Source organism: Kallipyga gabonensis, assembly GCF_001286805.1.
GTDB classification, from domain to species: domain Bacteria; phylum Bacillota; class Clostridia; order Tissierellales; family Peptoniphilaceae; genus Kallipyga; species Kallipyga gabonensis.
Genome location: NZ_CXYV01000002.1, coordinates 1,180,204 through 1,205,292, shown reverse-complemented (window position 1 = coordinate 1,205,292; position 25,089 = coordinate 1,180,204). Strand labels below are relative to the sequence as shown.

Below are 25,089 nucleotides of genomic sequence, written 5' to 3'. Positions count from 1 at the left end.
TTTTATGACCCACATCAAGTTTTCCGAGAAAAGTAAATTCTTTCTGGCCGGTCTCCTTGTTTTACTGATTCTGGTTTTTGTACTTTTTAGCCTCTTTGGCCATACCAAGGTCTACACGGTCATGCCCCAGGAAAACCTCCGGAGTGTGGAGGAAGGGGAGGGTCTCTTTGTCTTCTATCAATATGCACCTCTTCTTTATTCGGGAGAAGACATGAGTGGACTTGATGTAGATCTAAACCGGCGTTACCCTGACTTAACCCCCCTTGGCAAGTTACCGGATGCTCTTCGGAAAAAAGGAAAAGAAATTCTAGCTCATAGAGAGATGTTGAGAAGTAAGGGTGATCAGCTTGTCTCTGATCAATTTCATCATGAAGAGGAAAGAATTCTTCTACTTCCTTCAGCCATTGGCGAAGAAGGTGACCGAAAAAAATACACCACATCATTTTCAACGGCAGAGCGAGAGGGAAATCATCAATATCCTCTTTTAGGTGATGATCGACCGGTAGCTGACCTTAACGAGAAAGGAAGGGAATGGGAAGAGGATTATATTATCAAATGCCTTTCTTCAGGAAATATCCTTACCAGTCCCTATGGACGGGTTGTCCTTTCAACCGATGGATTAGAGGAGTTCATTACTCCTTCTATCCTCTCCGCCTTGGGGCCCGGAGATGTGAGAGGAAAAAAATTGGGCCTTCCTCAACGACAGAATGGACTAAGCTTTGTTGAAGACCGAGTTTTTTACCTCGCTGTTGATCTGGGGCAAAGTGTGGGGCAAAGAGATTTTGAAATTGGTCAAGGAATTGCCATTACCATTGATGGATCCATTGAATTGGAAGGACGTTTGGACCGAAAGGTTGAATCCAAAGAAGGAGAGTCTCTCTATATTTTTTCAATCCGGGATGGATTTTCACGAATTTCCTCAAAAAGATACTGCTCGGTCAGCCTTCTGAAGGGACAGGAAGATGCTTTTCTTCTTCCCATAGATACTGTGGCAAGTGACGAAAGGGGACAAAGCTATTGTTACCGCCTGGACCGAACCCATTCGGCAGAAAAGGTTCCGGTCACCATCTTGGAAAAAAAGGATAACCACCTTTATGTTTCGGCTAAGGCTCCCGAGGACCCTAAGCTTCCTCGGCTTTCCGCCTACGATCAAATTCTTTATCATCCGACCAAAATTCAAGAGGGAAAAAACTATTGATAATAGGAAAGGGGAAAGACCATGTCAGTGGGAGAGAACTTAAATGAGATTCAGGAACGAGTCAGCCGATCGGCTGAAAAATTTGGCCACCGATGGGAAGATATTCACCTGGTGGCAGTAACGAAGTTTGTGGACCGGGATAAGATCCAAGAAGCTATCGACTGGGGAATACGGGAGGTCGGAGAAAATCAGGTTCAGGAAATTGAACGCAAGATGGATTTTTTTCAGGGTGCCAGGATTCACATGATCGGTCAACTCCAATCCAATAAAGTTCGAAAACTGACCCGGGGAGTGACATTGATTCAATCCATTGATCGGAAATCTCTCCTCAAGGAAATGGATCGGATCGGCAAAAGAGAAAATATTATTTTTAAGGGTCTGATCCAGGTGAATAATGCCCGGGAAGAAGGCAAAGGGGGAATATACAAAGAAGACCTACCTGCTTTACTGGACTATATTGAGGGTCTTGACCATATTCAGATTGAGGGTCTGATGAACATCGCTCCTTTTTTGGATGATGTGGAAGAAGTCCGTCCCTACTTTCGAGATATGCGAAATTTATTCGAAAAAATTCAGAAGATAAGCTATAATCAAATCAAAATGAATATTTTATCGATGGGAATGACTCACGATTATGAAGTAGCTCTGGAAGAAGGAGCGAACATGGTTCGTATCGGACGAGCAATTTTCGGTGAGAGAGATTACAGCAAATAAGGAGGAAGCATGGGATTTTTTGACAAAATGAAAAACGTCATCGGTGTTGAGGATGACTACTATGATGATGATTACACAGATGATTTTGACCACGACTATGGACGTGAAGAGAAAGATGATTTAGAGACTCAGGAGCCCGCTTCTGCCCCCAGCTATTCTTCGACTTATTCCGCATCATCTTATACTTCCGGAACATCCACCAGCCGGCGGACCCCTAATGTCGTATCCATGGCCGGTGCAAATGCCAAAAACCGGATCAATATTCACGAAGCCATTGAATACGATGATGGTGCTAAGGTCATCCAGTCCATTGCCCAGGATAAAACTGTGGTTCTTAACCTGGAGCTGGTTGAACCTGATAAAAAGCAAAGAATTTTTGACTTTGTCAATGGTGGTCTTTTCGCCCTGGACGGAAAAATTGAAAAAGTCACCAAGGATATTTACATTCTTACACCCAAAGGTGTTCAGGTAGACAAAAAGACCAAGGAAACGGTCGAGAAGGATTCTCCCTACCAGCTTTAGTATTCATTCCACTTTGGCATTCCGTGCCCTACCGGTCGGAATGCCTTTTTTTCTTATAAAATGGGATATTTTGGGTCTCTGAAAAGGAATTTTGGGCCTATTTTGCCGCTCATTTCGTTTAAGATAAGGATGGTTACGTATGTTCATTGTGGTGATCAGCCTGGTCGCTATCGTTTTAGACCAGGCCAGCAAATGGTGGGTAGTCGAAAACCTTAGCTCAGGAAAAACAGCGCCGGTTTTGGGCTCATTTCTCGAGCTTTCTTACCTGGAAAATCGTGGTGTGGCTTTTGGGATGGGACAAAGCCTTGCTCCATTTTATCCCCTCCTGGCTCTGGCGATTATCATCGGGCTTCTTTACTTTTATAAAAAAGAGCTCAAAGGAAAATCAAGGGTTATCGACATGGCAATTGGTTTTATCGTAGGAGGGGCTCTCGGGAACGTCATTGACCGCCTTGTCCATTCTTTTGTGGTGGATTTTATCAGTCTCCACTTTGGGACCTATTCTTTCCCTGTTTTCAATGTTGCTGACTCTTTCGTCACGGTTGGCGTTATCCTTCTTCTTCTATATTTTTTCCTGGATGATCAAGAAGATAAAAGGAAAGGAGGAGAGAGCCATGAGCGTACAAATTGGAAATGACTGGGATGAAATTTTGGCCGGAGAATGGGAAAAGCCATATTATCGGGAATTACGGACTCTGCTTATTGAAGAATATCGACATTACACTGTATATCCTCCCGCTGACCAAATTTTCGATGCCTTAAAATACGTTCCTTTTAGCGATTGTAAATTGGTGATTTTGGGCCAGGACCCTTATCATGGCCCTAACCAGGCAAACGGCCTGTCTTTTTCTGTTCAAAAGGGTGTCCCTATTCCCCCCTCTCTTCAGAACATTTACAAGGAGTTGGAAGCGGATTTGGGCATTGCTCCTCCAAACCACGGTGACCTGACTTCCTGGGCAAGACAGGGTGTTCTCCTCTTAAATGCCTCTCTTACCGTCCGAGCACACGCTGCTAATTCCCATGCCAATATTGGTTGGCGGGTCCTGACCGACCGAATTATCCGAGCCTTGGGAGAACGGGAAAAACCCTTGGCTTTTCTACTCTGGGGGCGATTTGCTCAATCGAAGGCAAAATATGTAACCAATCCCCGATCCCTTGTTCTTGAATCTGCACATCCTTCTCCTCTTTCCGCCTATCGTGGATTTTTCGGTTCACATCCTTTTTCTAAAATTAACCGATTCCTGGAAGAATCAGGTCAAGAACCTATTGACTGGAGCATTCCCGATGCCTATTGAGGAAAAAAGGGATTGGATTTCCTTCCATCTCCTGGATGAGGATGAGCTGGGGGAGAGGCTGGACCGGGTACTTTCCAATCGCTTTGAGGACCTCTCCCGGTCCCAGATTGCTCGTGCTATAAAAACCGGTGCCGTTCAACTCAATGGAAGATTAGTTAAACCCTCTTATTCTGTCAACTACGGGGAAGAGGTCGATCTGGATCGCTCTTTTTTTATTCGGGCAGAAATTGGTCCCGAGGTCATGGATATTGAACGCATCTATGAGGATAAGGATATTCTTGTCATTAATAAAAAGGCCGGCCTTATTGTTCATCCCAGCGATCATATTCGGTCAGGGACTTTGGTTAATGGCTTACTTTATCTTAGAGATAAAGAAGGCTTAACCCTATCTGATCTGAATGGGGAAGAGAGGCCGGGTATTGTTCATCGTCTGGATGCGCAAACTTCAGGTCTCCTGATCGTAGCAAAGAACAACCGGTCTCACCGGGTTCTTGCACAAGCCTTCCAGGACCGAAAGGTAAAGAAGACATATCTTGCCCTGGCAGAGGGGGAATGGCCGGTCAGGGATTTTCAGGTTGACTTGCCTATAGGGCGTAGTCCATCTCATCCAAAACAAATGGCAGTCATTCAAGGTGGAAAAGAGGCGAAAAGCAGCTTTACCTGTCTGGCTCACCAGCCTAAAGCCAGCTTACTTCAGGTAAATATTGAAACGGGACGTACTCATCAAATTCGTGTCCACCTTGCTCACTATCATCATCCTATCATTGGAGATGGAGTTTATGGTTTTCGAAAGCAGAAGATAAAAACTGACCATCAGATGCTGCATGCATGGAAAGTGGCTTTTCACCATCCCGGTACAGGAGAGTGGATTCAATTTGAATCCGACCTCGACCCGGAATTTTATCAAGTTGCGGACCGGCTGGGATTATTGAAGGCCGGTATATGTTAATTGATGAGGAAGGAAAGGAAATGATATGTTAGGACGCACCATGACCTGTCAGCTTGACGGTCTATCGGTGGGGATTGTTCAGGTAGAAGCGGAGACCCTTGGCGGGTTCTCCGCTTTTTCTATTGTCGGTCTGGCCGGTCCCTCCATTCAGGAATCAAAGGAAAGGATTCGCTCTGCCATGCGGGCCTCCAATATTTCACTACCTCCGGGAAAGATTTTGGTCAATCTTTTCCCGGCGGATGAACGAAAAACCGGAACGCAATGGGATCTCCCCATTGCCATGGCCTTGGCTTCGTCCATGGGCATGGTTGACCCCAAAAAGATGGAGGGATCGGCTTTTATCGGGGGGCTTGGTCTGGACGGCAGTCTACGTCCCATCCCCGGAGCCTTGCAGATGGTTTTAGGTTTAGTCGGTAAAGTAAAAGAGATCTATTTGGAGGAAAGTCAGGCAAAACTGTGTTCCTTTATCGAGGGAATCACCGTGTACCCGGTAAGAAAACTGGACGGACTTCTCCATCACTTCAGAGGTCAGGAAGGAATCAGCCCCTGTCCTCGCCGGCCTCTTCCACAGAGTAAAGACTCGGATGAAAGCGTGCCTGTGAATTTTAAGGAAATAAAAGGACAGGGCGTCCTAAAAAAAATCATGGTTCTTTCCGCTATCGGACGGCATCATCTTCTTTTGATCGGTCCACCCGGTAATGGGAAATCCATGGCCTTAGAAAGGGCAGGAACCATTCAACCTGATCTAAAGGGCAAAGTACTTCGCGATGTTATGGGTATCCGGTCCATCTTTACCGGGACAGAGAAGACCATTCTTTCTACCCGTCCTCCGCTACTTATGCCCCATTATTCCATCACTCCGGCAGGCCTGGTCGGAGGAGGTAGCCCTATCCAACCGGGGATAATCACCCGTGCCCATGGAGGCGTTTTAGTCTTAGATGAACTTCCTCATTTTTCATCAGAGTGTCTCGATGCCCTCCGTTTACCTTTGGACCGAAAAGAGATTGCATTAACCCGAAACCATAGAACAAGGACCTACCCTTCAGATTTTCTTCTTCTTTCCGCCATGAATCCCTGCCCTTGCGGCTATTATGGTTCACCTGACCATGACTGTGCCTGCTCTCCCCACAGGGTCAGGACCTATCGGGGAAAAATCTCTCAACCGCTTTTGGACCGCTTTGATATGGTGGTTGAAGTGGGACCGGCAGAGAAATCGAGGGAGAATTCGTCTAAGGAGAAGGATTCAAAAACGATGAGAGAGGAAGTGGAGGAGGGGATCGACCGGATCCAATCGATGAAGGAGAGAGGACTTTGGCCCTTGGAGGTGAGCCGGGAAGGACACAGTTTTTTGGATGATATTTCCAGCTACTTTCATCTGTCAAGCCGGAGTAAGAGGAAGCTGATTTCCCTGGCAAGGACTATCGCAATCCACCGGGGAGGTGACAAAGTCTTGGATGAAGATCTTGCTCAAGCCTTTCAGTATCGAAGGGCCCGCTATAAGTATTGGGAAAAATAACAAATAGGCTATTCTGTAGATTTATGACTTCATTAAGGGTATAATAGGATTCCATAGTGAAGATTAAATGCATATATCTAGTGTTTTGTCAAGATGTCATTGAATATAAATCCAGATCTTTTAATTTTAGTTAAGTTTTAGAGAACCATGGAGGTGGAATTGTGAAGAATCAAAAAATCAAGCGTCAAGCAACTCGGACAATATTGGGCGTATCTTTGGCCGGCTTGGTAGTTTCCAGTGGACCAGTTGTCCAAGCAAACCCCATAGACTTGCCACAAAATTTGGAAGGAAAAGCTACTTATGGCCATGCAGATTCACGCAATGTACTTGCGGAGAGATTATTAGGCCTTGATATCAGCGAGGTAACTGTTCCCGGAAGACTTAGGGCTCCTAATGAAATTACTTGGCCAAACTATGCGGAAGATGAAGCTAAGATCAAAAACTTTAGCGGAAAAGAACGCTATCGCTCTACTCAAATGGAGCAAGGTAACGGCCCGGCTTTTACTATAAGCGCACCTGAGATGGATTATATCGATGGATTCCGCTACCAGACATTAGAGCCATCTGCAACCAGTGATGACAAGACTCTATGGGGGGTTGAGATTGAATTCAATAAGGAAAAGGGTCAAAGAACTTTTACTGATTTTTACTTTACGAACACTGGTGGGTTTGGTCGACCTACGTTGCTTGAAGCCGGAAAAATCCCAGCCAATGATGTAGGCAATAAGCTTTCGGATAAAGGCGGTTTTCACGATCCCACCTATAAAGCAAAAGCGGAGATAGACATATTCGCCAGTAATGTTAACAGGAACTTAAATCTTTATTCGACGAAAGATGACCTTGAACATATCAATAATATTGATAATAACAATACCATAATGGCATGGAAGGGAAACTATACCAAAGATAATCCAAACGGTCCAAAAGCGACCCAAGGGTCCAGTTCTGCGTTCGGATTCACCGTCAATCCATGGCCGAATGAGAACGACCAGCTTTCAGTCATTAAGCTGAATGGAAGTTATAATGATAAAATCTTTGTTCAAGGTCAAACGATAACTACCAGCATATCAGTAGAAAACCTTGATAATAATGCTAGAGAAAGACTGGTTGGCCAAGTCTACCACCCACTTACTGGCGAGATTGTACCCGGTGCCAAAGCCTATATCAATGACCAGGATAAAGTCGTTATTGAAATGCCTGAGGGTGCGGTCGATGAGAATGGAAAGATTAACGAAGATTCCATTTTCTATAGTGACCCTAAATACAAAGCTCTTCAAAACCTGGAAGTGAAATTCTTTGCCCGCCCTAGAACCGCAGAAGAGTTCAGAGCCATTGCGAAAGAGGCAAACTACGATGTAGACAACTACACATCAACAGGTGCCGGAGAAGCAACAATAAATCATAAGGGTCAAGATATAGTGATAGATAAGCAGGGCATTGACCGTTATGATCACTATAATCTTATCGGTAGTTTCAAGCTTAATCTTGACGATACCAGATATTACGATCAAGGATTTATTGATGGGAATAGTGATGATACATCAAAGCACACATCTTCCAAAGTTAGACCGGGAGAAGAGTTTGAAGTAAAGCTTTATGTTCCGGAAGATAAAAAAGATAAAGATGCATTTCCCAACCAAAAGACCCCTGAAGAAATGGAAGCGGCTAAGGATGAAAATCAGGCAGTAGGCTCGATTGATTGGCAATTTATTAATAAAATCAACAAAGGAAAGGAAGAGAAAGACCAGTGGAAGCTGGTCTATGATGAAAGCACTCTTCCAACAACCTTTAAAATTACTCCGCCGGCATCTGCTAAGGCTGGAGAATTTGTTGCCATACCTCTGACCTATACTTATACCAATGGATCTACTGATGTTCATTGGTTCCACTTTGTTGTTCAAGAGTCAACCAACAATAGGCCGGAATACTATGTCCAAGTTGAATATCCATCAGAAGAACAAAAATCAAACCCAAAAGTCCCGGAAGACGACAAGAAACTCAATCCCGTTAGCTACTCTATACCGGAAGGAACAGAGTTTAAGGATGATAAGGGCAATGTATGGACAGTTTCTATCAACGAGAAAACCGGTGAAGTTACAGCGAAACCGGATGATCCATCTCAATTTGACGGTGGCGAAAAACTTCAAGTTCCGGTAGTCGCTCATTATAAGGATCCAAATGATCCGGACAAGGATATTACGGAAGAAACCACCGCTGAATTTGTCATTAAAGAAAAATATAACCTTGATGTCCGATACAACGCCAAAGTCGGTAAAGCAGGTGATGAACTTTCATCGGATCTGATCGTAGATCAAAATGACAAGTTCAACAGAAAACCAACGAAATTCACCTTAGACTCTAATACCTTTACAGACGATAAAGGCAACACTTGGACTGTCACCATTGATGAAGACACAGGTAAGGTGACAGCAACAGTGCCGAATGCTGAAGAGGGTAAGACAATTGACGGTGCTTTGTTGAATGTTCCGGTAACTGCTCATTATTATGAAACCGGAAGTGATAACGAAATCGCTGCTAAAAAAGTGGAAGTTCAATTTATCGCTTCCGGCTCGGATGGAACTGTTGAAAAGACGGAAAAGATTCCTTTTCATTATGATGTCCAATATGATCCGGACTTCTATACAAATTATCCTGAAGCAACAGACAACTTCAAGATCGTAACTAAAGGAGAAGCTGGTGAAAAGAAAACGACTTGGACGATCAAGGACTCTCAAATTGTAGGAGAACCAAAAGAAGTTGTAACGAAGGAACCAGTAGATGCCGTAATTAAGGTCGGTCAAAAAGACTTTAATGGAACCTTTACCAGTAAGGAAACCAGTACGATTCAATTCAAGACCCAATATATTGTCGACAAAACATTAGAGCCAGGCGAAGTGGTCGTTGATCAGGAAGGCTCACTGGGTGAAGAAGAGGTGACAATTACCCATACCATTGAAAATGGTAAGCTTATCAAATCAGAAAAAGGCCAGCCAGTACAAACGAAGGAACCTGTCGACAGAATTGTTCGGGTTGGTGCGAAGCCAACTGAAGGCGAAATCACCTTCGACAGTGAACAAGCTTTTGATATCCAGGTAATTGAAGATCCTAACATGGAAGCCGGTAAGACGGAAGTCATCCAAGAAGGCGTCGTTGGGAAAACGAAGACTACGGTGAAGATTGAAAACAGTAAGGAAGTTTCCAGGGATACGGATACCATCCAAGAAAAGAAAGATAAGATCATCAAGGTAGGAACGAAGAAAGTCTGTCCAATCCCGGATGATCCGAAAGATCCCACGGACCCAACCTATCCAAAGGATCCAACGAAGCCGACGGATCCAAAGAACCCGACCGGTCAGGATAACCCGGGTGGTCCAGGGACAAAAAAACCAGGTGGTGAGAAGCCGACTACAGGAAAACAGAAGGCAAATTCAAAAACAAGCACTTCACCAAAGACCGGGGATGAAATGAATAGGTCATTGTATGCATACGCTGCTGGACTGGTAGGGTCTGCTCTTCTCGCTCTGGGTGTTCGTAAGAAGAGAAAGCAATAATTGAGGAATTGATGATTGTTTTGTTAAATGGGATTCTATAAAATGACTTAATAAAAACCGCTATAACGATGAGCTATCGTTGTTATAGCGGTTTTTTACTTATAACTTTTTAGAATAAGAAGAGAGAAAAAGGACATTTTCGGACGATTTTCTTTTGGAAAAGTAAAGAATAGCAGAGGCTTTTTTATACAGAAATTTCCGGAAAGATTGTATAATAATGAAACAATTGTTATAATAGCCTTGACTGTTTATTTCTATGAGGAGGTAATTATGATTTCAGCCAATGATTTGAGAAAAGGAACAACTTTTGTTTATGAAGGTGATGTTTATGAAATCATCGATTTTCAACATGTCAAGCCCGGGAAGGGGGCTGCCTTCGTTCGGTCTAAAATTCGTTCGGTCATGAGTGGAGGATCCAAAGAAGTCACCTTCAACCCCAATGACAAGTTTGAAGAAGCACGGATTGAAACCCGTGAGATGCAATATCTCTACAAAGATGGTAACCTCTATTATTTTATGGATCCTGAATCCTATGAGCAGATTCCCCTGGAAGAAAAAATGGTGGAGGAGGCGATGAAGTACGTGAGAGAGTCTGATTCGGTGACTATGCGTTTTTACCAGAACCAGCCCTTCGATGTTGCTCCACCAAACTTTGTTGAGCTTGAAGTAACCCAAACGGAACCCGGCGTAGCGGGAAATACGGCGACCAATGCCAACAAGCCTGCCACCGTTGAAACCGGTGCCACCTTTGATGTTCCTCTCTTTGTTAACATTGGCGATGTCATTAAAATTGATACCCGGTCGGGTGAATACCTGTCTCGTGTATAATTTCTCAGAATACCACCGGGGAGGTCCGACATGAAACGTGCGGAACAACGAGAGTGGTTGGTGAAAATCACTTATGAGGTCCTGTCCAACCAGTGCGAGATTGAAGATATTCCTCAACGACTGGAAAATTACGGTTTGCCCAGGGATAATACCTATTTGAATCAATCTCTCCTCTCTCTTCAAGAACATAGGGGAGAGATTAACCAGCGAATTGAAGATCGCCTGGTTGGCTGGACCCTTGACCGCCTCAGTTTGGTTGATAGGGCGATCCTCCAGGTAGCAACCAATGAAATCCTCTTTATGAAGGATATTCCCTATGCAGTTACGATCAATGAATGCGTGGACATTGCTAAGCGATTTTCAGACGATCAAGCTTACCGCTTTATCAATGGAGTCTTATCAGGGATTGTGAGCCAACAATGAGGAAGGCCATTACCGTATCCCAACTCACCCTTTACCTGGAAAGTCTCTTCAAGCGAGATGTTCACCTACAGGGACTACTGGTCAAAGGTCAGGTAGTCAATCTTAAAAAAGCCCGTTTTCTCTATTTTGATCTCCGGGATGAGACCTCTTTAATTCATTGTGTTTCCTTTGATCGATCCTTAGATTGGTCTATCATTCAGGAAGGCATGGAATTTCTGGTCACAGGCTCTCTAGCCCTTTATAAGGCGGGTGGGATTTATCAAATCCGTGTGACCGGTATCCATCCCATCGGCCAGGCAGCTGACTTCCTGGAGCTTATGGCACTAAAAAAGAAACTGGCGGAAGAAGGTCTGTTCAATCCGGACCGAAAGCGACCCCTGAAGGTTTACCCTCGAGGGATCGGCCTGATCAGCTCTGCCAGTGGGGCGGTCCTCCATGATTTTTGCAACGAGGTCAATCTCCGCTACCCCCTGGTCCCTGTTTATTTTGCCCCGGCTTCTGTCCAGGGTCAGGCGGCCAGCAAAGAAATTATTCATGCCTTGAGAGATTTAGTCACCTTCTCCGCCCAAAAGCCTATTGATGTCGTTGTTATTGCTCGGGGCGGAGGATCCGGCCAGGATCTTTCCTGTTTTAATGAGGAAGCTCTAGTCCGAGCCATCGCTCGTTCGCCCATCCCCGTTGTCACCGCTATCGGTCACCAGGTGGATACAAGTTTATCGGATCTGGTTGCCGATCGGAGGGCATCCACACCCACGGAAGCCGCCTCTCTAGTCACCCCGGACCGCCTACAGATTCTTCAGGAAGTCGATGGATGGTTGACCCGGGCTCAGTCTCAAACTCTGGAGATGATCCATCAAAGAAGAAGGAATCTTTTCCACCTCCAACAAAGGAGTGAAAACCTTCATCCCCGGGTACAGATTCACCATTCTCTTCTGACCTTAAATCGTCTACAAACCCGACTTAATCGGTTAATGCAAGACCAGCTTGACCAAAAGCGAGGATCACTTAACCAGCTAAAGACCTTGGCCTATGATCGCTATGAAAAAGTTCTGGAAAATAAAAACCAGGATTTGTGCGACCGGACGACCTGGTCTTTATTTCACATGGGGGGAGACTTGGTAAAGGGAGATGAGGAAGTAAATGTCGACAAGACCTATCTCTTGAAGTCCATGGCCTATACCTACCGGGTGGCCGTAGAAAAGAAGGAAAAAAATGACCCAGATGACTGATAACAAGCTAACTTTTGAAGAAGGGATGGTCCGGTTAAAAAAACTGGTGGAGTCCCTTCAAGACAATCATTCCCTGGAAGAAAGTCTGGCTATCTATAAAGAAGCTAAAGCTCTGGCCGGCCACTTGGAGGACCGGTTGGAGGAGGCTGAGCTTTCCGTTCGTCGGCTGGAAGGGGATCAAGTTGATGTCACCCTGGATTCTTCAATAGTAGGGGGACTTGACCATGGACGGATGGACTGATTGGAGTAAGGCATACCGAGATTTTACTTCTGTTTTCGACCAACACTTAAAGATGATCTTTTCCGAACTCGACCCTGACTGGATTAATCCTCTCAGGGAGGCTGAGGAAAGGATGATTTCCGATGAAGAAACGATAAATATGAGTCGGAGTTTGAAAATGGGAGAGGCCTACACCTATGCTTCCTTCGGAGGAAAGAGGGTTAGACCCTTTTTAATGGCTCTGGCTTATGGACTTAAGGGTTCAAATCCTATAAATAATTCAATTTTGCTTAATCTTGCGGCCAGTCTGGAACTCATTCATTCCTATTCCCTTGTCCACGATGACCTTCCTGCTATGGACAATGATAGCCTTAGGCGAGGACAAGACACCTGTTATATCCGGTACGGAGAGGATAAGGCAATTTTAGTAGGTGACGGCCTCCTCAACCTATCGATGGAAGTTGGTCTGAAAGCTTTATTAGCGGCTCCCCATAAAGAAAAGGAGAGACTTATCCGGGCTATGGGGGTTCTTTACCGCTTGTCCGGACTTCATGGAATGGTGGGGGGACAGGCTTTGGACCTCCGTCCCGACCTCATCCAATCCCCGTCTTGGGTCAAAGTTATGGTGGAGAAAAAAACATGTGCCCTCTTCATCGCAGCTTGTCGTATGGGGGTCATTTTAGGAGGAGGAAGCCCTGAGGAAGAAGATCGAGCCGGAGAATTTGGCTACCATTTGGGTATGGCTTTCCAGATGAAGGATGATATTTTTGACCGGGCTGAGGATAAGGAACGAAAGAAGAAAACTCTTGTTGACGACCTTGGGGTAGACGGTTTGCAATTGGCTTTGAAAAAGGAAACACAAACCGCCTTAGCTCTATTAGAGGGCTATGATCACCCTGAATTAATGATTGAATTTGCTCGAGCTCTGGTTGAACGCAATAAATAGAAGTGAGGAAGAAGCCATGAAAAAATATAACCGACAACGGTTGATCCTGGACCTGATTGAGAATAACAATGTGCAAACACAGGAAGAACTATCAGAACTCTTGAAAAAAGAAGGGGTAGAAGCCACCCAGGCTACCATCTCCAGGGATATCAAGGAACTCCGGATCACAAAAATTCAACTGTCCAATGGTCTCTATAAATATACTGTTTTGGACCCCATCCAGGATTCCCTGAATGAACGGCTAACCAATATTCTTCGCTCAGCGGTTCTTTCCGTTCATCATAATGAAAATTTGATCATCATTCAGACCGTTCTCTACTGTGCAGCGGTTTGTGGCATGGCCATCACCAACGCCAAGATTGAAAATATTGAAGGCATGGTTACCGGCATGGATACCATTTTCGTTGCTGTTGATGATAAGTCGAAGATCGATTTGACCGTTAAGGATATTCAGGAGCTCTTAAAATAATGCTAGATCAACTCCGGATAAAGAACTTTGCTCTCATTCAAAACTGGATCCTTGATATTGAAGATGGAGAGACCGTAGTCACCGGGGAAACCGGGTCCGGAAAGAGCCTTTTCGTTTCCGCCATCCAATATTTATTAGGGGGAACAATTGACAGGGAGACCCGCCGGACTCCTGACCAGGACCTGGTTGTCGAAGGTCTTTTTCGGATGGACCACATCACTGAGGATTTTCGTGATTTTTTACAATCTAACGATATTCCTTTGGATGAAGAAAGGACTTTCCTTGTTCGCCGGACGATGGATAAGAGGGGAAATCGCCAGCAGATCAATGACCGGGGGATCACTCGAAATCTCCTTCGATCTTTTAGTAGTTTTCTTCTTGATATTCATGCTCAAAATGCTCAAAGTCTTTTGAAATCCAAGGACCGCTATCTTCCTCTTTTGGATAGCTATTTAGGGGATCAGGCTGAAGAGATTAAATCTCAACTATCACTTCTCTTAAAAAAGCGTAAAGTTTACCTCTCCAAGCTGGAGGATCTGAATTTAGCTCCGGATGAACTGGCCAGAGAGAAGGACCTTTTAGCCTATCAGATTAACGAAATTCGCCAAGCGAAGTTGGAAGACATCAATGAGGATGCCTTAAACCGGGAATATCGCACCCTGGCGTCAGCTGAAGAGAGGGCAAAACTGTCCGGTCAGGCCCTTTCCGGCCTTCGGTCTGATGGTCAGTCCTTACGCTGGGGACTGCAGTCTCTGGCTCAGATTTTAGAGGACCTCTACCGAAAGGATCCGGACTGCCAATCCTTGAAGGATTTAGCCTGGCAGATGGAGGCTGAAGCAGAAAGCCTGGAAGATCAGATAGAGACCTACCGAGATAATATTCTCCTTGATGGACGGAGGATGGCTGAAATTGATGAAATTTTTCAGACCCTTCAATCTCTGCGGAAGAAATACGGGCAAAGTTTTGAAGACATTCTTGCCTATTTGAATCAGGCGGAGCGGAAAAAGAAAGAGTTGGACTCCATAGAAAGTTACCGTGCCTCCATTTTCAAGAAAATGAAGGATTTGGATGAGGAGATCCGAAATCAGGCGTTAAAACTTTCTCAACTCCGAAGGGAGTCTGCTAACCGGCTGGAAGATCGGATCCGGAATGAACTTCAGGAGATGGCCATCAAAAAGGTGGAGTTTTTGATTGATTTTCAACAAAAGCCGATTGGACCGGATGGTCAGGATGAGGTGGATTTCATGATTTCCACGAATCCCGGTCAAGCTCCCGAATCTCTTTCAAGGGTGGCCTCAGGGGGGGAAATGTCCCGGTTTATGTTGGCGTTCAAGATTGTGGTGGCTCAAATTCAAAATACACCCACTTTGATCTTCGATGAAATTGATACGGGCATCTCCGGACGGACAGCCCAGGTCGTCGCAGAAAAGATTGGCCGACTGGGTGAAGACCGGCAAGTTTTGGTCATTACCCATCTTCCCCAAATCGCTGCTCTGGCCGACCATCACCTGAAGATTGATAAAAAGGTGGAGAATTCCTTTACCTATTCCTGTATTCAGAACCTGAATTTCATGGAAAGAGTTGAGGAACAGGCTCGCTTGATAGGCGGAGCCCATGTGACGAAAACCACTAGAAAATCAGCGGAAGAAATGTTGAATCAAGCCCAGGAGCTCAAGCAAAACTAGAAGGGCGAGAGGAGAGAATAATGGCGGATAAAGACGATCATTTGGAAAGTATGATGGAAACAACGGTAAAATCCGATACCATCTATGATGGAAAAATCCTTACGCTCAAGGTAAATACAGTCGAACTTCCAAATATGAAATATGCAAAAAGAGAAATTGCTCTTCATGCCCGGGGGGTGGGCATCATTGCCCTGACGAACCGTGGAACGATGTATATGGTTCGTCAATATCGGGCCGGTGTAGGGGAAGTCCTTTTGGAAATTCCCGCAGGTCTTGTGGATCCGGGAGAAAGCCCCCAGGAAGCTGCTGTCCGTGAACTTCAGGAAGAAATTAAACGGCAGCCGGAAAGTCTGGTTTACCTTCTGGATGCCTATTCTTCTCCGGGATTTACCAACGAAAAGCTTTCACTTTTTCTCGCCCGCGGTTTGAATTACAGTCCTAAGGACCTGGATTCTACAGAATTTTTAGAAGTGGAAGAATACCCAGTAGAGGATCTTTTTGAGATGGTGAAGAATTTTGACATTGTTGATGCGAAGTCCATTATCGCCATCCAATACGCCTACTATGAATGCTACTTGCCCAATAGAGAAGAATTCCTGAAACATCGGGAAGGAATGTCAGCACAAAGGGATGACGATAATTTGTAGAAAGAGGCCTTAATGGTAAGGAATCTGGAAAATCTGGATATCATAGATACGGTGGCGATGATGGTTGCCTTGCTTTACACCATCGTTTCCCATGAGTTGGCTCACGGGGCGGTGGCTTATGCCAATGGCGATCCTACTGCCAAGGAAGCCGGTCGATTGACGCTGAATCCCATTCCCCATATTTCCTGGACGGGACTGGTATCCTTGTTGATTTTTCGTTTCGGTTGGGCCAAGCCTGTTCCGATCAATCCCTACCGGTTTCGAAAACGCCGCGTGGGTCTCTTGACAACTTCCCTTGCCGGGGTGATGACGAATTTGATTTCAGCTTTTATTGCCCTCTTTTTGCTTTCACACTTCTATGGACACTACTTACTCATTGATCGCCTGTTTACCTATATTGCAATCTATGGGGTTTCTTTTGCTGTTTTTAATCTTATCCCCATACCGCCTTTAGATGGATCCAAGGTAGTCATGTCTTTTCTGCCGGATGATTGGACAAATTGGATTTCTCAACGAGAAAGGTACTTTAACTACCTTCTCCTTGCCTTAGTTTTTACAGGAGTCCTCTCCAAGTTCATGATCCCTATTATTGACCGAATTTTTTCCTTTATGATTTCTTTATTTATGGGTGTATAAATGGCTGTTATTCAAGTCAATGGCCCTCATTACTCGGGCCCAATGGACCTTCTTCTTGACCTTATCAAAGAATCAAAAATTAACATTTATGATATAGAAATATCATCTATTACAGAAGAATACCTGGAAGCTATGCAGAGATTGTCGATTCCACCGGAGGAGGTCAGCGACTTCATCCGCATGGCAGCTCTCCTGGTCCTCATGAAAGCTCGGAGCCTGGTTAAGGATCAGGAGGAGACGGATGACGACCTTCCCAGCCGAGAGGAAATGATTGAGCGATTGATTCGTTACCAGGTTTATAAGGAAGTTGCCGGACGGTTGGGTAAAGCTTTTGACCGGGCCTCGCTTATTATGAGAAAGTTGCCCGAGGATTGGGCTAAGTACCGAAAGGATGAGGAAGTGATCCCGGAGGATCCCGGAGCCCTGTATTTTGCTTTTCAGGCTATTCTTCATCGAAAAGAAGAAGGAGAAAAGGAGGACTTTCAAGCCTACCGTATCCTTTCTCTGGAAAAGTATCCGGTAGAAAAAGTGGCTGCTGAGATACGAGAAAAACTTCGAACTGGACAACATTTTAGCTTTTTTGACCTTCTTCCCCTTGCCCAGTATAATCGCCCCAGAGCGATCGCCACATTTCTGTCTTTATTAGAGATGACACGGTCACGAACGATCAGGCTCAGACAGGAAGAGGGGGAGCCAGCCTTTCATGTGGAAGTGATTGACAAGGATAGATTAGAGGAAAAGGAGGAGGACGATGGAGGGGGAAATGAAGAAAAAAGAAACGAAGGGGATTATTGAAGCTCTTCTCTTTGCCTGGGGTGACCCCCTGGCTTTTTCTGAAATTGGAAGAATCGTGGGCATGAACCAGCGACAGGTCAAGGAAATACTGGATGAAATGGCCCAGGAATTCGATGAAGAGGGTAGGGGTTTGGTTATTCGTTTCTATGAGCAGTACGCTCAATTGACCACCAGAGAGGACGATTTCGAATACATTTCTCAACTTTACACCCAAACCCGAATGGACCAATTGACGAACTCTTCTTTGGAAACTTTAGCCATTATTGCCTATGAACAACCCGTGACAAGGATTGAAATTGATAACCTTCGGGGGGTGACCTCTTCCTCCACAATTGACACCCTTATGAAAAAGGGTTTAGTGGAGGAGGCGGGTCGTTTAGACCAACCCGGACGGCCCATCCTATACCAGACAACCCTTCGGTTTATGGAAAAATTCAACCTCCTGTCCTTAAGTGAACTCCCCAATTTTAATGCGGTTAAGGAGGCGATTTTGGATATGGAGGAAGGGCTATCCGATGCGGATTAACCGCTATTTGGCAAAGTGTGGTCTGGCTTCCCGCCGAAAGTCTGAAGACTTTATCCGGGAGGGAAGGGTGATGGTGGCCGGGAAGGTGATCCGCGACCTCTCCTACCAGGTTCAACCCGGTGACAAGGTTTTTGTTGATGGGAAGGAAGTCCGATTTGAAGAGGAGGCCTTCTTCCTCTATCATAAGCCACGGAAGGTCCTGGTTTCCCACCACGACCCCTTCCATAGCCGAGTGATCTATGAAGATTTGCCTAAAATAGATTCCCTGTTTGCTGTAGGACGTTTGGACTTCGATAGCGAGGGGCTTCTCTTTGTAACCAACCAGGGGGATTTAGCCCAGACTATTGCTCATCCTTCTTACCAAATGGACAAGGAATATTGGGCTCTTTTAGATCGCCCCCTGCCGGCGATTGATGATGCCTGGACAGAAGAAGGCCTGATCTACCAGGGAATCCAATATAAACCTGACCGGGTTGAATGGTTAAGTGAGGAAGACATCCTTTCTTCCTCCTATCATTTGCCGAATTGGCCACCCCGGGGGCCTCATCAAAGACAATTTATACGCCTCCAACTCCATGAAGGAAAAAAGAGAGAAGTTCGTCGCTTTTTCAAGGCCTTGGGCTATGAAGTCATTCGCTTGATACGAGTTCGCATTGGTCCTCTTGATTTAGGCGAACTCGGGCCGGGAGACTACCGGCCCGCCAAGCCGGAAGAAATTCAGGCTCTGGAGAATCAACTACAAATGATCCGGAATCAGAAAGGTTAAGCATGGTTCAAGACAAGAATAATATCCTGCCCCTGGCGATCATCGGCATGGGAGCTGCCGGATCCATGGCAGGAATAACTGCCGGTAAAATGGTGAAGACGGTTCTTTATGATGGCAATGAAAAGCTGGGTAAGAAGATTTATATCACCGGAAAAGGCCGGTGTAATTTAACCAACACAGCATCCATGGATCTCTTTCTCAAAAACGTCACCCGGAACCCCAAGTTTCTCTTTTCCGCCTTCCACCACTTCACCAATCTTGACCTCATGACTTTTTTTGAGGATCAAGGGGTTCCCTTAAAAGAGGAGAGGGGAGGGAGGGTTTTTCCCTCTTCCGACCATGCTTCAGATATCAATCGAGCTTTGGAATCTCGCCTAAAACAAGAAGGAGTAATCCTTCAGAAGAATTGGCGGCTAATATCCTTGGAGCCGGTAAGCCATAGCGATACTGACCAAGCTTCAACCCTCTATTCACTCCTCTTTGATGTTTGTGGGCAGAGGAGGAGAGTCTGTGCCCGAAAGGTGATCCTTGCTACGGGCGGCCTTTCCTATCCTTCCACCGGGTCAAGAGGGGAGGGATATGATTTTGCCCGTAAACTGGGACACGAAGTCACTTCTCTCACTCCTTCTCTTGTGGGAATCCGTCTTTGGGATCCCTGGATCCCTTCCCTCCAAGGCCTTAGTCTTCGCAATGTTTCTTTAGAAGCCAGGTTGGGGAAAAAAAGTTGGAAAGAGTTCGGCGAAGCCCTATTTACAAAACAAGGGATTTCCGGCCCCATCGTTCTAACTCTTTCTTCGCTACTTTCGGGTAGGAATTTGGATAAACTGGAACTGACCCTGGATTTCAAGCCGGCTTTGGATACTGCAAGCTTATCTCAGCGGTTAAAAAGGGAAAGAAAAAACAGCCCCAATCGTTCGTTGAAAAACCTTTTTGCTTCTTTCCTTCCTAAGTCCATCGTCCCGGTTTTTCTTGACCTTGGAGAGATGGATGGGGATAAACCCTTCCACCAAATGACTTTGGAGGAAGAAAATCACTTTATCCGGCTTCTTAAGAGTTTTCCCCTGACTTTTGCCGGCCTGGAAGGATTTAACCAGGCGGTCGTCACCAGGGGTGGGGTTTGTGTAAAAGAAATCAATCCCTCCACCATGGAATCAAGAATCTGTCCCGGCCTCTACTTTGCCGGTGAAATTTTGGATGTCGATGCCATGACCGGAGGTTATAACCTTCAAATAGCTTTTTCAACGGGCTACCTGGCCGGCCTTTCCGCCAGTCAGGTTTTAGCGGAGAATAACCAGGAGGAATTATGAAACGACAAGCTATCGCCATTGATGGACCTTCCGCTTCAGGCAAGTCAACGATCGCCCGATTATTGGCTGACCGTCTGAATATGGATTATCTGGATACGGGAGCCATGTACCGAGCTATCACCCTTTTTGTTCTGGAATCCGGTGCAGATCCGAACAATGAGAAGGAGGTTAATGCCCTGCTTGACCGGGTGGACATCACTTTTCAAAAGGGTGACATTTTCGTGAATGGCAAAAACTCCAGCCGAGAAATCCGGACGGATGCGGTAACAGGGGCCGTTTCCGCTGTTTCCTCCTATCAAAAGGTTCGAGAAAAAATGGTGGACCAACAGAGAAAGATCGCCGGCGATCAACCTGCGATTTTGGATGGACGGGATATTGGAACGGTTGTTCTCCCTGATGCTCTGTTGAAGATTTTCTTGACGGCTTCACCTGAAGTTCGGGCCCAAAGGAGGGTCAATGATGAGCGGTCATCTTCTACTATGGATTATGAAGCCATTCTTCAGGCGATTAAAAGAAGAGATCATTTTGACAGTCATCGGGCAATTTCCCCCTTACGCCCGGCAGAAGATGCCGTATACATTGATTCTTCAGAGATGACCATCGACCAGGTTCTCGAAAAAATCCAGGAACTCTGGGAGGAAAGACAATGTACCATGTGATCCGGGCAATCCTTCGCTTTCTGTGTTTTTTTGCCTTTCAAATTAAGGTGGTCAACCGACCCCATTCCGATCCCGATGAGGGACTGATCATCTGCCCCAACCACCAATCCATCATGGATATTGTGGTTATGGCTGTAACCTATCCCGGCAGGATAACCTTCGTTGGAAAAAAAGAGTTGGAGAAAAGTCCCCTGGCCTTTTTTTACCGGTCCATGGGTACCATATTTATTAACCGCGACAAGGTCGAAATGGAAACCATTCGGACCATCATCCACCGATTGGGAAAAGGAGAGACCCTCTGTATATTTCCTGAAGGAACCCGGGTTAAGGAAGTGAACCCCCGCAACATGAAAGAGGGGGTGGGCCTGTTCGTACAGCGGACCCAATGTCAAGTTTTACCGGTCCATATACAAGCAGACTATCGATTTCGGGGGAGAATTACCGTAGAATACCGGGATTTTTTGGATGCTCACGATGTGAAAGCTTTACCCCGTAAGGACCAGCGTCCCTATCTTTCGCAAAAAATATTCAATGCCATCTATGGGACGGATTATCCTATTAGTGATTTTTCGCAGAAGGACTAAACCGGAGATGAGGAGGAGAGGATGAAGATAAGGATAGCGGATTCCGCCGGTTTTTGCTTCGGTGTAAACCAGATCGACCGAAAAGCTTTAGAGGCCATAAAAAAAGACGGGAGGCTATATTCTTACGGGCCCTTGGTTCACAATCCCCAATACGTAAAAAAAATGAGGGATTTGGGAATTACTCCTATTGAAAATCTTAACCATATTGACCGGATTCCACCGAATTCCACATTAATCCTTCGGGCTCATGGTATAAAAAAAGAGGAAAAAGAGCTTTTGGAATCCAAAGGATTCCACCTGGTGGATGGCACCTGCCCTATCCTCTTATCGATCTATAAACGGGCAAAGAAGGCCAATTTTGAGGGCAGGCAGGTCGTTATCATTGGAGATCCTGACCACCCTGAGGTAGAGGCCATGAAGTCCTACCTGGATTCGGACACTCGGGTCATTCAGACAGAAGAAGACGGGGAAGCTTTCCGAGCTGATCGTCCACTGTACATCATTTCCCAAACGACAAATCGAAGGGATTATTTTGAAGCCGTCGGAGAAAAAATTTTATGTCATAATACCGGCGTTTTGGAAAATACCATATGCAACGCCAGCAGAGACCGCCAAATTGCCGCTAAAAAATTGGCTGAAGAATCCGATGCCATGATCGTCATTGGAGGCAGAAATTCTTCAAATACCGAGAAACTTTACCAGGTTTGCCGAAAATACTGTCCCAATGTGGTAAAAATCGAAAAATTTGATGATTTATCTTTGCAAAAATGGGCATTTTTTAATAGAATAGGGATTACAGCTGGTGCTTCGACACCAGATTGGATTATTGAGGAGGTCGTCAAAGGAATGGACAATTTTACAAGTGAAGATTTCATGGAACAAATCGAAGACAGTATGGTAAGAGTTTCGCCGAGAGATATTGTTAAGGGCGAGGTCATTACCGTAAAAGAGGATGAAGTGTTCGTTGACATCCACTTTCGTGCGGATGGCATCATCAAGTCAGATGAAATGACGGATGAAGAACAAGCAAATCCTAAAGAGGCCTTCCATGAAGGGGACGAGATCGACGTCTATGTCATCAAATTGGATGATGGTGACGGCAATGTGGCATTGTCGACACGTCGTGTTGAAGGGCTGAAACATTGGCAACAATTAGTGGATAAGTTTGAAGCAGGCGAGACAGTCGAAGCCTACGTCAGTGGTGAGAACCGTGGCGGTCTCGTTGTGAAAGTTATGGGTATCAACGGCTTTATTCCTGCCTCACAAATTACCACTTATTTTGTGAAAAACTTCAAGCAATTTGTTGGTCAGACATTGGATTGTAAAGTCCTTTCGATTGACGAGAGAAAACGCCGTGTTGTCCTATCCAGCCGTGCGGTTCGCGAAGAGCAACTGGATGATGTTTGGGAAAACATCGTGGTTGGTGAGCAAATTAAGGGCAAAGTCGTTCGTATGACCGACTTTGGTGCATTTGTTGATCTTGGCGGCGTTGATGGACTTATCCATGTTTCCGATATTGCATGGCAGAGGATTGAGAAACCTTCCGATGTTCTTACTGTGGGACAGGAATTAGAGCCTGTCGTACTTAAGGCTAATCGTGAACGCAATCGGATTTCTTTAGGTCTCAAACAACTTCAACCCAAACCGTTTGATGTCTTTGCCGAAAACAACAAGGCCGGGGATGTGGTGACCGGAAAAGTGGTTAACATGCTTGAATTTGGTGCTTTCGTTCGTCTGAAAGAAGGTGTCGAAGGTCTTATTCATGTTTCTCAGATTGCCAACCACCATGTTGAAAAGCCCTCAGATGAGTTGAATATCGGTGATACCATTGAAGTAAAAATTCTCGACATTGATACCGAACGTCAGAGAATTGCCCTTTCCGCTCGTGCCCTTCAGGAGCCTGAGGAGAAGGAAGAAGCCGGAAGAACCGCTGCACAGGATCCCTCTCGCTATGAAAGACCCTCACGCGATTCTGAGGATTTCAAGCCCAAGAGAGCACCGAAGAAGGAACATACTCCGAAGAAGCAGGAATCAACAATTGACTTCGAGTCTACTTCTGATATTGGAACCAACCTCGGTGACCTGATTGCCGCCAAACTGGGACAGACCGAAGAGACTATTCCTGCTCAGGAAAGCGAAGATAAAGGTGCAGAAGTTTCGGAAGAAGTGGAGAGTGCTGAGGATTCTTCCTCTGAAGAGTAAACAAATACCTTTAAGTAATAAATCTTTAAGAGGAAGCAGGCTTCTGCTTCCTCTTTTTATTCGAGACGAGGATGTGTAAATGAGGAAATACCATATCATCACCCATGGTTGCCAAATGAATGATCATGACAGCGAACGGATAGCGGCTATCCTGGAGTGCATGGGCTATGAAAAAACAGAAAATCCTGATCTTGCAGATTTTATTTTATTTAATACCTGCCTGGTTCGTGAAAACGCCGAACTCAAAGTTTTCGGTCAAGTAGGTGCATTAAAAGGATGGAGAGAGAAGGATCCGGACCGGATATTAGCGATTTCCGGTTGCATGATGCAGACGGGGCCAGCCGTGGAAATTATCCGTGAAAAATATCCCCAGGTTGATCTGGTCTTTGGAACAAAAAATATTGAAAAGCTTCCCCTTCTTCTCCATCAACTGAAAGAGGAAGGAAGAGTATTTGATACTTCCGCCTATTCTGTTGACGGGACGGACCAGGAACTACTCTTCGACCGAAAGAGCTCGTTTTCCGCCTATGTCAACATCATGACCGGCTGTGATAACTTCTGTTCCTATTGTATCGTTCCGTATGCGAGAGGTCGGGAGTCTTCCCGTCCACCACGTGAAGTTCTTGACGAGGTGGAATCTTTAGTTAAATCGGGTTATAAGGAAATTACCCTATTAGGACAGAATGTCAATTCTTATGGAAAAGACTTTCAGGTGGACTTTCCTTCCCTTCTCCGCAAGGTGGCAGAGACATCCGGAATTGATAGGGTTCGCTTCATGTCCTCCCATCCTAAGGATTTATCTGATGATCTTATCCGGGTCATGACTGAATTTCCCAACATTGAACGACACTTCCACCTTCCTCTCCAATCCGGGTCAAATAAGGTCCTTCAAGAAATGAACCGCCACTATACGAGGGATGATTATCTACATCTGGTTAATAAACTTAGAAGAGCCATGCCGGACATCACCATTACGACCGATATTATTGTTGGCTTTCCCGGTGAGAGTGAAGAAGATCACCAAGAAACCTTGGACCTCTGTCGCCAGGTGGAATTTGACAATGCCTTTACCTTCATTTATTCCATCCGTCCCGGAACCCGAGCAGGGAAGAGGGAAGACCAGGTTCCTGACGCAATAAAATCTCGTCGCTACCAGGAACTTTGTGATGTCCTCTATCCCATTTTTAATCGAAAAAATCGGGCTATGGTCGGAAAGAAAGTATATGTTCTTTTTGACGGACAATCAAAAAATGATCCGGAAAAAATTTCCGGAAGAGATTCCGGCTACCACCTCATCCATGTCCCCGGAGATGAGTCTCTTGTCGGACAGATTTGTGAAGCAGAGATTATTGAAGCAAATTCCTTTGCGTTGATGGGGAAGGTCCTGGACGTCAAAAAATAGAAGAGAAGAATATCTTCTGT

General features: G+C 45.4%; 25 protein-coding genes. All 25 read left to right on the top strand.

All coding sequences use genetic code 11. From position 1 onward, the window contains the following. Positions 1 to 4: 4 nt before the first annotated feature. Complete coding sequence (locus BN2373_RS06970; RefSeq protein ID WP_053943367.1) at positions 5 to 1,198, top strand: biotin/lipoyl attachment domain-containing protein; 1,194 nt, start codon at positions 5 to 7, stop codon at positions 1,196 to 1,198. 21 nt (positions 1,199 to 1,219) lie between these two features. Further along, positions 1,220 to 1,912: a YggS family pyridoxal phosphate-dependent enzyme gene (locus BN2373_RS06965; RefSeq protein ID WP_053943366.1), complete on the top strand. Its 693-nt coding sequence runs from the start codon at positions 1,220 to 1,222 to the stop codon at positions 1,910 to 1,912. Positions 1,913 to 1,921: 9 nt separating this feature from the next. Next, positions 1,922 to 2,434 carry a cell division protein SepF gene (locus tag BN2373_RS06960; RefSeq protein ID WP_053943365.1) on the top strand — a complete coding sequence of 171 codons (513 nt, stop codon included), beginning with the start codon at positions 1,922 to 1,924 and terminating at the stop codon, positions 2,432 to 2,434. Positions 2,435 to 2,573: 139 nt separating this feature from the next. Next, positions 2,574 to 3,071 (top strand): signal peptidase II, encoded by a 498-nt coding sequence (lspA, locus tag BN2373_RS06955; protein ID WP_053943364.1) that lies wholly within the window; start codon positions 2,574 to 2,576, stop codon positions 3,069 to 3,071. Continuing rightward, the gene (locus tag BN2373_RS06950) at positions 3,049 to 3,729 is read left to right on the top strand and encodes a uracil-DNA glycosylase (RefSeq protein ID WP_053943363.1); all 681 of its coding nucleotides are present in this window, start codon (positions 3,049 to 3,051) and stop codon (positions 3,727 to 3,729) included. The genes lspA and BN2373_RS06950 overlap by 23 nt, the downstream gene beginning before the upstream one ends. Then, complete coding sequence (locus tag BN2373_RS06945; RefSeq protein WP_053943362.1) at positions 3,719 to 4,678, top strand: RluA family pseudouridine synthase; 960 nt, start codon at positions 3,719 to 3,721, stop codon at positions 4,676 to 4,678. Before BN2373_RS06950 ends, BN2373_RS06945 begins: the two co-directional genes overlap by 11 nt. A 25-nt stretch (positions 4,679 to 4,703) precedes the next feature. Then, positions 4,704 to 6,194, top strand: a complete 1,491-nt coding sequence (locus BN2373_RS06940; protein ID WP_053943361.1) for a YifB family Mg chelatase-like AAA ATPase — start codon at positions 4,704 to 4,706, stop codon at positions 6,192 to 6,194. A 161-nt stretch (positions 6,195 to 6,355) separates the two neighbouring features. Further along, positions 6,356 to 9,745 carry an adhesin domain containing protein gene (locus tag BN2373_RS06935; RefSeq protein ID WP_053943360.1) on the top strand — a complete coding sequence of 1,130 codons (3,390 nt, stop codon included), beginning with the start codon at positions 6,356 to 6,358 and terminating at the stop codon, positions 9,743 to 9,745. Between the two features lie 270 nt (positions 9,746 to 10,015). Beyond that, complete coding sequence (gene efp / locus BN2373_RS06930) at positions 10,016 to 10,573, top strand: elongation factor P (RefSeq protein ID WP_053943359.1); 558 nt, start codon at positions 10,016 to 10,018, stop codon at positions 10,571 to 10,573. A gap of 30 nt (positions 10,574 to 10,603) precedes the next feature. After that, positions 10,604 to 10,996, top strand: coding sequence for a transcription antitermination factor NusB (nusB, locus tag BN2373_RS06925; RefSeq protein WP_053943358.1), 393 nt, complete (start codon positions 10,604 to 10,606; stop codon positions 10,994 to 10,996). Beyond that, positions 10,993 to 12,225 carry an exodeoxyribonuclease VII large subunit gene (xseA, locus tag BN2373_RS06920; protein ID WP_053943357.1) on the top strand — a complete coding sequence of 411 codons (1,233 nt, stop codon included), beginning with the start codon at positions 10,993 to 10,995 and terminating at the stop codon, positions 12,223 to 12,225. The genes nusB and xseA overlap by 4 nt, the downstream gene beginning before the upstream one ends. After that, complete coding sequence (gene xseB, locus BN2373_RS06915) at positions 12,209 to 12,466, top strand: exodeoxyribonuclease VII small subunit (protein WP_053943356.1); 258 nt, start codon at positions 12,209 to 12,211, stop codon at positions 12,464 to 12,466. The genes xseA and xseB overlap by 17 nt, the downstream gene beginning before the upstream one ends. Continuing rightward, entirely contained in the window at positions 12,450 to 13,391 is a 942-nt protein-coding gene (locus BN2373_RS06910; RefSeq protein ID WP_053943355.1) for a polyprenyl synthetase family protein, read from the top strand. The genes xseB and BN2373_RS06910 overlap by 17 nt, the downstream gene beginning before the upstream one ends. A 16-nt stretch (positions 13,392 to 13,407) precedes the next feature. Further along, on the top strand, positions 13,408 to 13,860 hold the full coding sequence (locus tag BN2373_RS06905) for an arginine repressor (RefSeq protein WP_053943354.1): 453 nt from the start codon (positions 13,408 to 13,410) through the stop codon (positions 13,858 to 13,860). Further along, on the top strand, positions 13,860 to 15,545 hold the full coding sequence (recN, locus tag BN2373_RS06900; RefSeq protein WP_053943353.1) for a DNA repair protein RecN: 1,686 nt from the start codon (positions 13,860 to 13,862) through the stop codon (positions 15,543 to 15,545). Before BN2373_RS06905 ends, recN begins: the two co-directional genes overlap by 1 nt. A 20-nt stretch (positions 15,546 to 15,565) precedes the next feature. Beyond that, the gene (locus BN2373_RS06895) at positions 15,566 to 16,192 is read left to right on the top strand and encodes an NUDIX hydrolase (RefSeq protein ID WP_238379636.1); all 627 of its coding nucleotides are present in this window, start codon (positions 15,566 to 15,568) and stop codon (positions 16,190 to 16,192) included. A 12-nt stretch (positions 16,193 to 16,204) separates the two neighbouring features. Further along, on the top strand, positions 16,205 to 16,828 hold the full coding sequence (locus BN2373_RS06890; protein ID WP_074017981.1) for a site-2 protease family protein: 624 nt from the start codon (positions 16,205 to 16,207) through the stop codon (positions 16,826 to 16,828). After that, the gene (locus BN2373_RS06885; RefSeq protein WP_053943352.1) at positions 16,829 to 17,623 is read left to right on the top strand and encodes a segregation and condensation protein A; all 795 of its coding nucleotides are present in this window, start codon (positions 16,829 to 16,831) and stop codon (positions 17,621 to 17,623) included. It begins immediately after the preceding gene. Next, positions 17,592 to 18,149, top strand: a complete 558-nt coding sequence (gene scpB / locus BN2373_RS06880; protein WP_053943537.1) for an SMC-Scp complex subunit ScpB — start codon at positions 17,592 to 17,594, stop codon at positions 18,147 to 18,149. The genes BN2373_RS06885 and scpB overlap by 32 nt, the downstream gene beginning before the upstream one ends. After that, on the top strand, positions 18,139 to 18,915 hold the full coding sequence (locus tag BN2373_RS06875) for a pseudouridine synthase (protein WP_053943351.1): 777 nt from the start codon (positions 18,139 to 18,141) through the stop codon (positions 18,913 to 18,915). Before scpB ends, BN2373_RS06875 begins: the two co-directional genes overlap by 11 nt. A 2-nt stretch (positions 18,916 to 18,917) precedes the next feature. Next, a complete protein-coding gene (locus tag BN2373_RS06870; RefSeq protein WP_053943350.1) occupies positions 18,918 to 20,222 on the top strand; it encodes a BaiN/RdsA family NAD(P)/FAD-dependent oxidoreductase in 1,305 nt (434 codons plus the stop codon). Beyond that, a complete protein-coding gene (gene cmk, locus BN2373_RS06865) occupies positions 20,219 to 20,881 on the top strand; it encodes a (d)CMP kinase (protein WP_053943349.1) in 663 nt (220 codons plus the stop codon). Before BN2373_RS06870 ends, cmk begins: the two co-directional genes overlap by 4 nt. Continuing rightward, the gene (locus BN2373_RS06860; protein WP_053943348.1) at positions 20,869 to 21,465 is read left to right on the top strand and encodes a lysophospholipid acyltransferase family protein; all 597 of its coding nucleotides are present in this window, start codon (positions 20,869 to 20,871) and stop codon (positions 21,463 to 21,465) included. The genes cmk and BN2373_RS06860 overlap by 13 nt, the downstream gene beginning before the upstream one ends. A gap of 21 nt (positions 21,466 to 21,486) precedes the next feature. Then, on the top strand, positions 21,487 to 23,667 hold the full coding sequence (locus BN2373_RS06855; protein ID WP_053943347.1) for a bifunctional 4-hydroxy-3-methylbut-2-enyl diphosphate reductase/30S ribosomal protein S1: 2,181 nt from the start codon (positions 21,487 to 21,489) through the stop codon (positions 23,665 to 23,667). A gap of 79 nt (positions 23,668 to 23,746) precedes the next feature. Continuing rightward, positions 23,747 to 25,069 (top strand): tRNA (N6-isopentenyl adenosine(37)-C2)-methylthiotransferase MiaB, encoded by a 1,323-nt coding sequence (miaB, locus tag BN2373_RS06850; RefSeq protein ID WP_053943346.1) that lies wholly within the window; start codon positions 23,747 to 23,749, stop codon positions 25,067 to 25,069. The last annotated feature ends 20 nt before the right edge of the window (positions 25,070 to 25,089 follow it).

Coding starts and splice junctions, on each gene's coding strand:
- BN2373_RS06970 (WP_053943367.1), top strand. CDS start 5: ATGACCCACATCAAGTTTTCCGAGAAAAGTAAATTCTTTCTGGCCGGT.
- nusB (WP_053943358.1), top strand. CDS start 10,604: ATGAAACGTGCGGAACAACGAGAGTGGTTGGTGAAAATCACTTATGAG.
- BN2373_RS06855 (WP_053943347.1), top strand. CDS start 21,487: ATGAAGATAAGGATAGCGGATTCCGCCGGTTTTTGCTTCGGTGTAAAC.
- BN2373_RS06950 (WP_053943363.1), top strand. CDS start 3,049: ATGAGCGTACAAATTGGAAATGACTGGGATGAAATTTTGGCCGGAGAA.
- lspA (WP_053943364.1), top strand. CDS start 2,574: ATGTTCATTGTGGTGATCAGCCTGGTCGCTATCGTTTTAGACCAGGCC.
- recN (WP_053943353.1), top strand. CDS start 13,860: ATGCTAGATCAACTCCGGATAAAGAACTTTGCTCTCATTCAAAACTGG.
- miaB (WP_053943346.1), top strand. CDS start 23,747: ATGAGGAAATACCATATCATCACCCATGGTTGCCAAATGAATGATCAT.
- BN2373_RS06965 (WP_053943366.1), top strand. CDS start 1,220: ATGTCAGTGGGAGAGAACTTAAATGAGATTCAGGAACGAGTCAGCCGA.
- BN2373_RS06945 (WP_053943362.1), top strand. CDS start 3,719: ATGCCTATTGAGGAAAAAAGGGATTGGATTTCCTTCCATCTCCTGGAT.
- BN2373_RS06885 (WP_053943352.1), top strand. CDS start 16,829: ATGGCTGTTATTCAAGTCAATGGCCCTCATTACTCGGGCCCAATGGAC.
- BN2373_RS06860 (WP_053943348.1), top strand. CDS start 20,869: ATGTACCATGTGATCCGGGCAATCCTTCGCTTTCTGTGTTTTTTTGCC.
- BN2373_RS06875 (WP_053943351.1), top strand. CDS start 18,139: ATGCGGATTAACCGCTATTTGGCAAAGTGTGGTCTGGCTTCCCGCCGA.
- efp (WP_053943359.1), top strand. CDS start 10,016: ATGATTTCAGCCAATGATTTGAGAAAAGGAACAACTTTTGTTTATGAA.
- scpB (WP_053943537.1), top strand. CDS start 17,592: ATGAAGAAAAAAGAAACGAAGGGGATTATTGAAGCTCTTCTCTTTGCC.
- xseB (WP_053943356.1), top strand. CDS start 12,209: ATGACCCAGATGACTGATAACAAGCTAACTTTTGAAGAAGGGATGGTC.
- BN2373_RS06905 (WP_053943354.1), top strand. CDS start 13,408: ATGAAAAAATATAACCGACAACGGTTGATCCTGGACCTGATTGAGAAT.
- BN2373_RS06940 (WP_053943361.1), top strand. CDS start 4,704: ATGTTAGGACGCACCATGACCTGTCAGCTTGACGGTCTATCGGTGGGG.
- BN2373_RS06960 (WP_053943365.1), top strand. CDS start 1,922: ATGGGATTTTTTGACAAAATGAAAAACGTCATCGGTGTTGAGGATGAC.
- cmk (WP_053943349.1), top strand. CDS start 20,219: ATGAAACGACAAGCTATCGCCATTGATGGACCTTCCGCTTCAGGCAAG.
- BN2373_RS06890 (WP_074017981.1), top strand. CDS start 16,205: ATGGTAAGGAATCTGGAAAATCTGGATATCATAGATACGGTGGCGATG.
- BN2373_RS06910 (WP_053943355.1), top strand. CDS start 12,450: ATGGACGGATGGACTGATTGGAGTAAGGCATACCGAGATTTTACTTCT.
- BN2373_RS06870 (WP_053943350.1), top strand. CDS start 18,918: ATGGTTCAAGACAAGAATAATATCCTGCCCCTGGCGATCATCGGCATG.
- xseA (WP_053943357.1), top strand. CDS start 10,993: ATGAGGAAGGCCATTACCGTATCCCAACTCACCCTTTACCTGGAAAGT.
- BN2373_RS06895 (WP_238379636.1), top strand. CDS start 15,566: ATGGCGGATAAAGACGATCATTTGGAAAGTATGATGGAAACAACGGTA.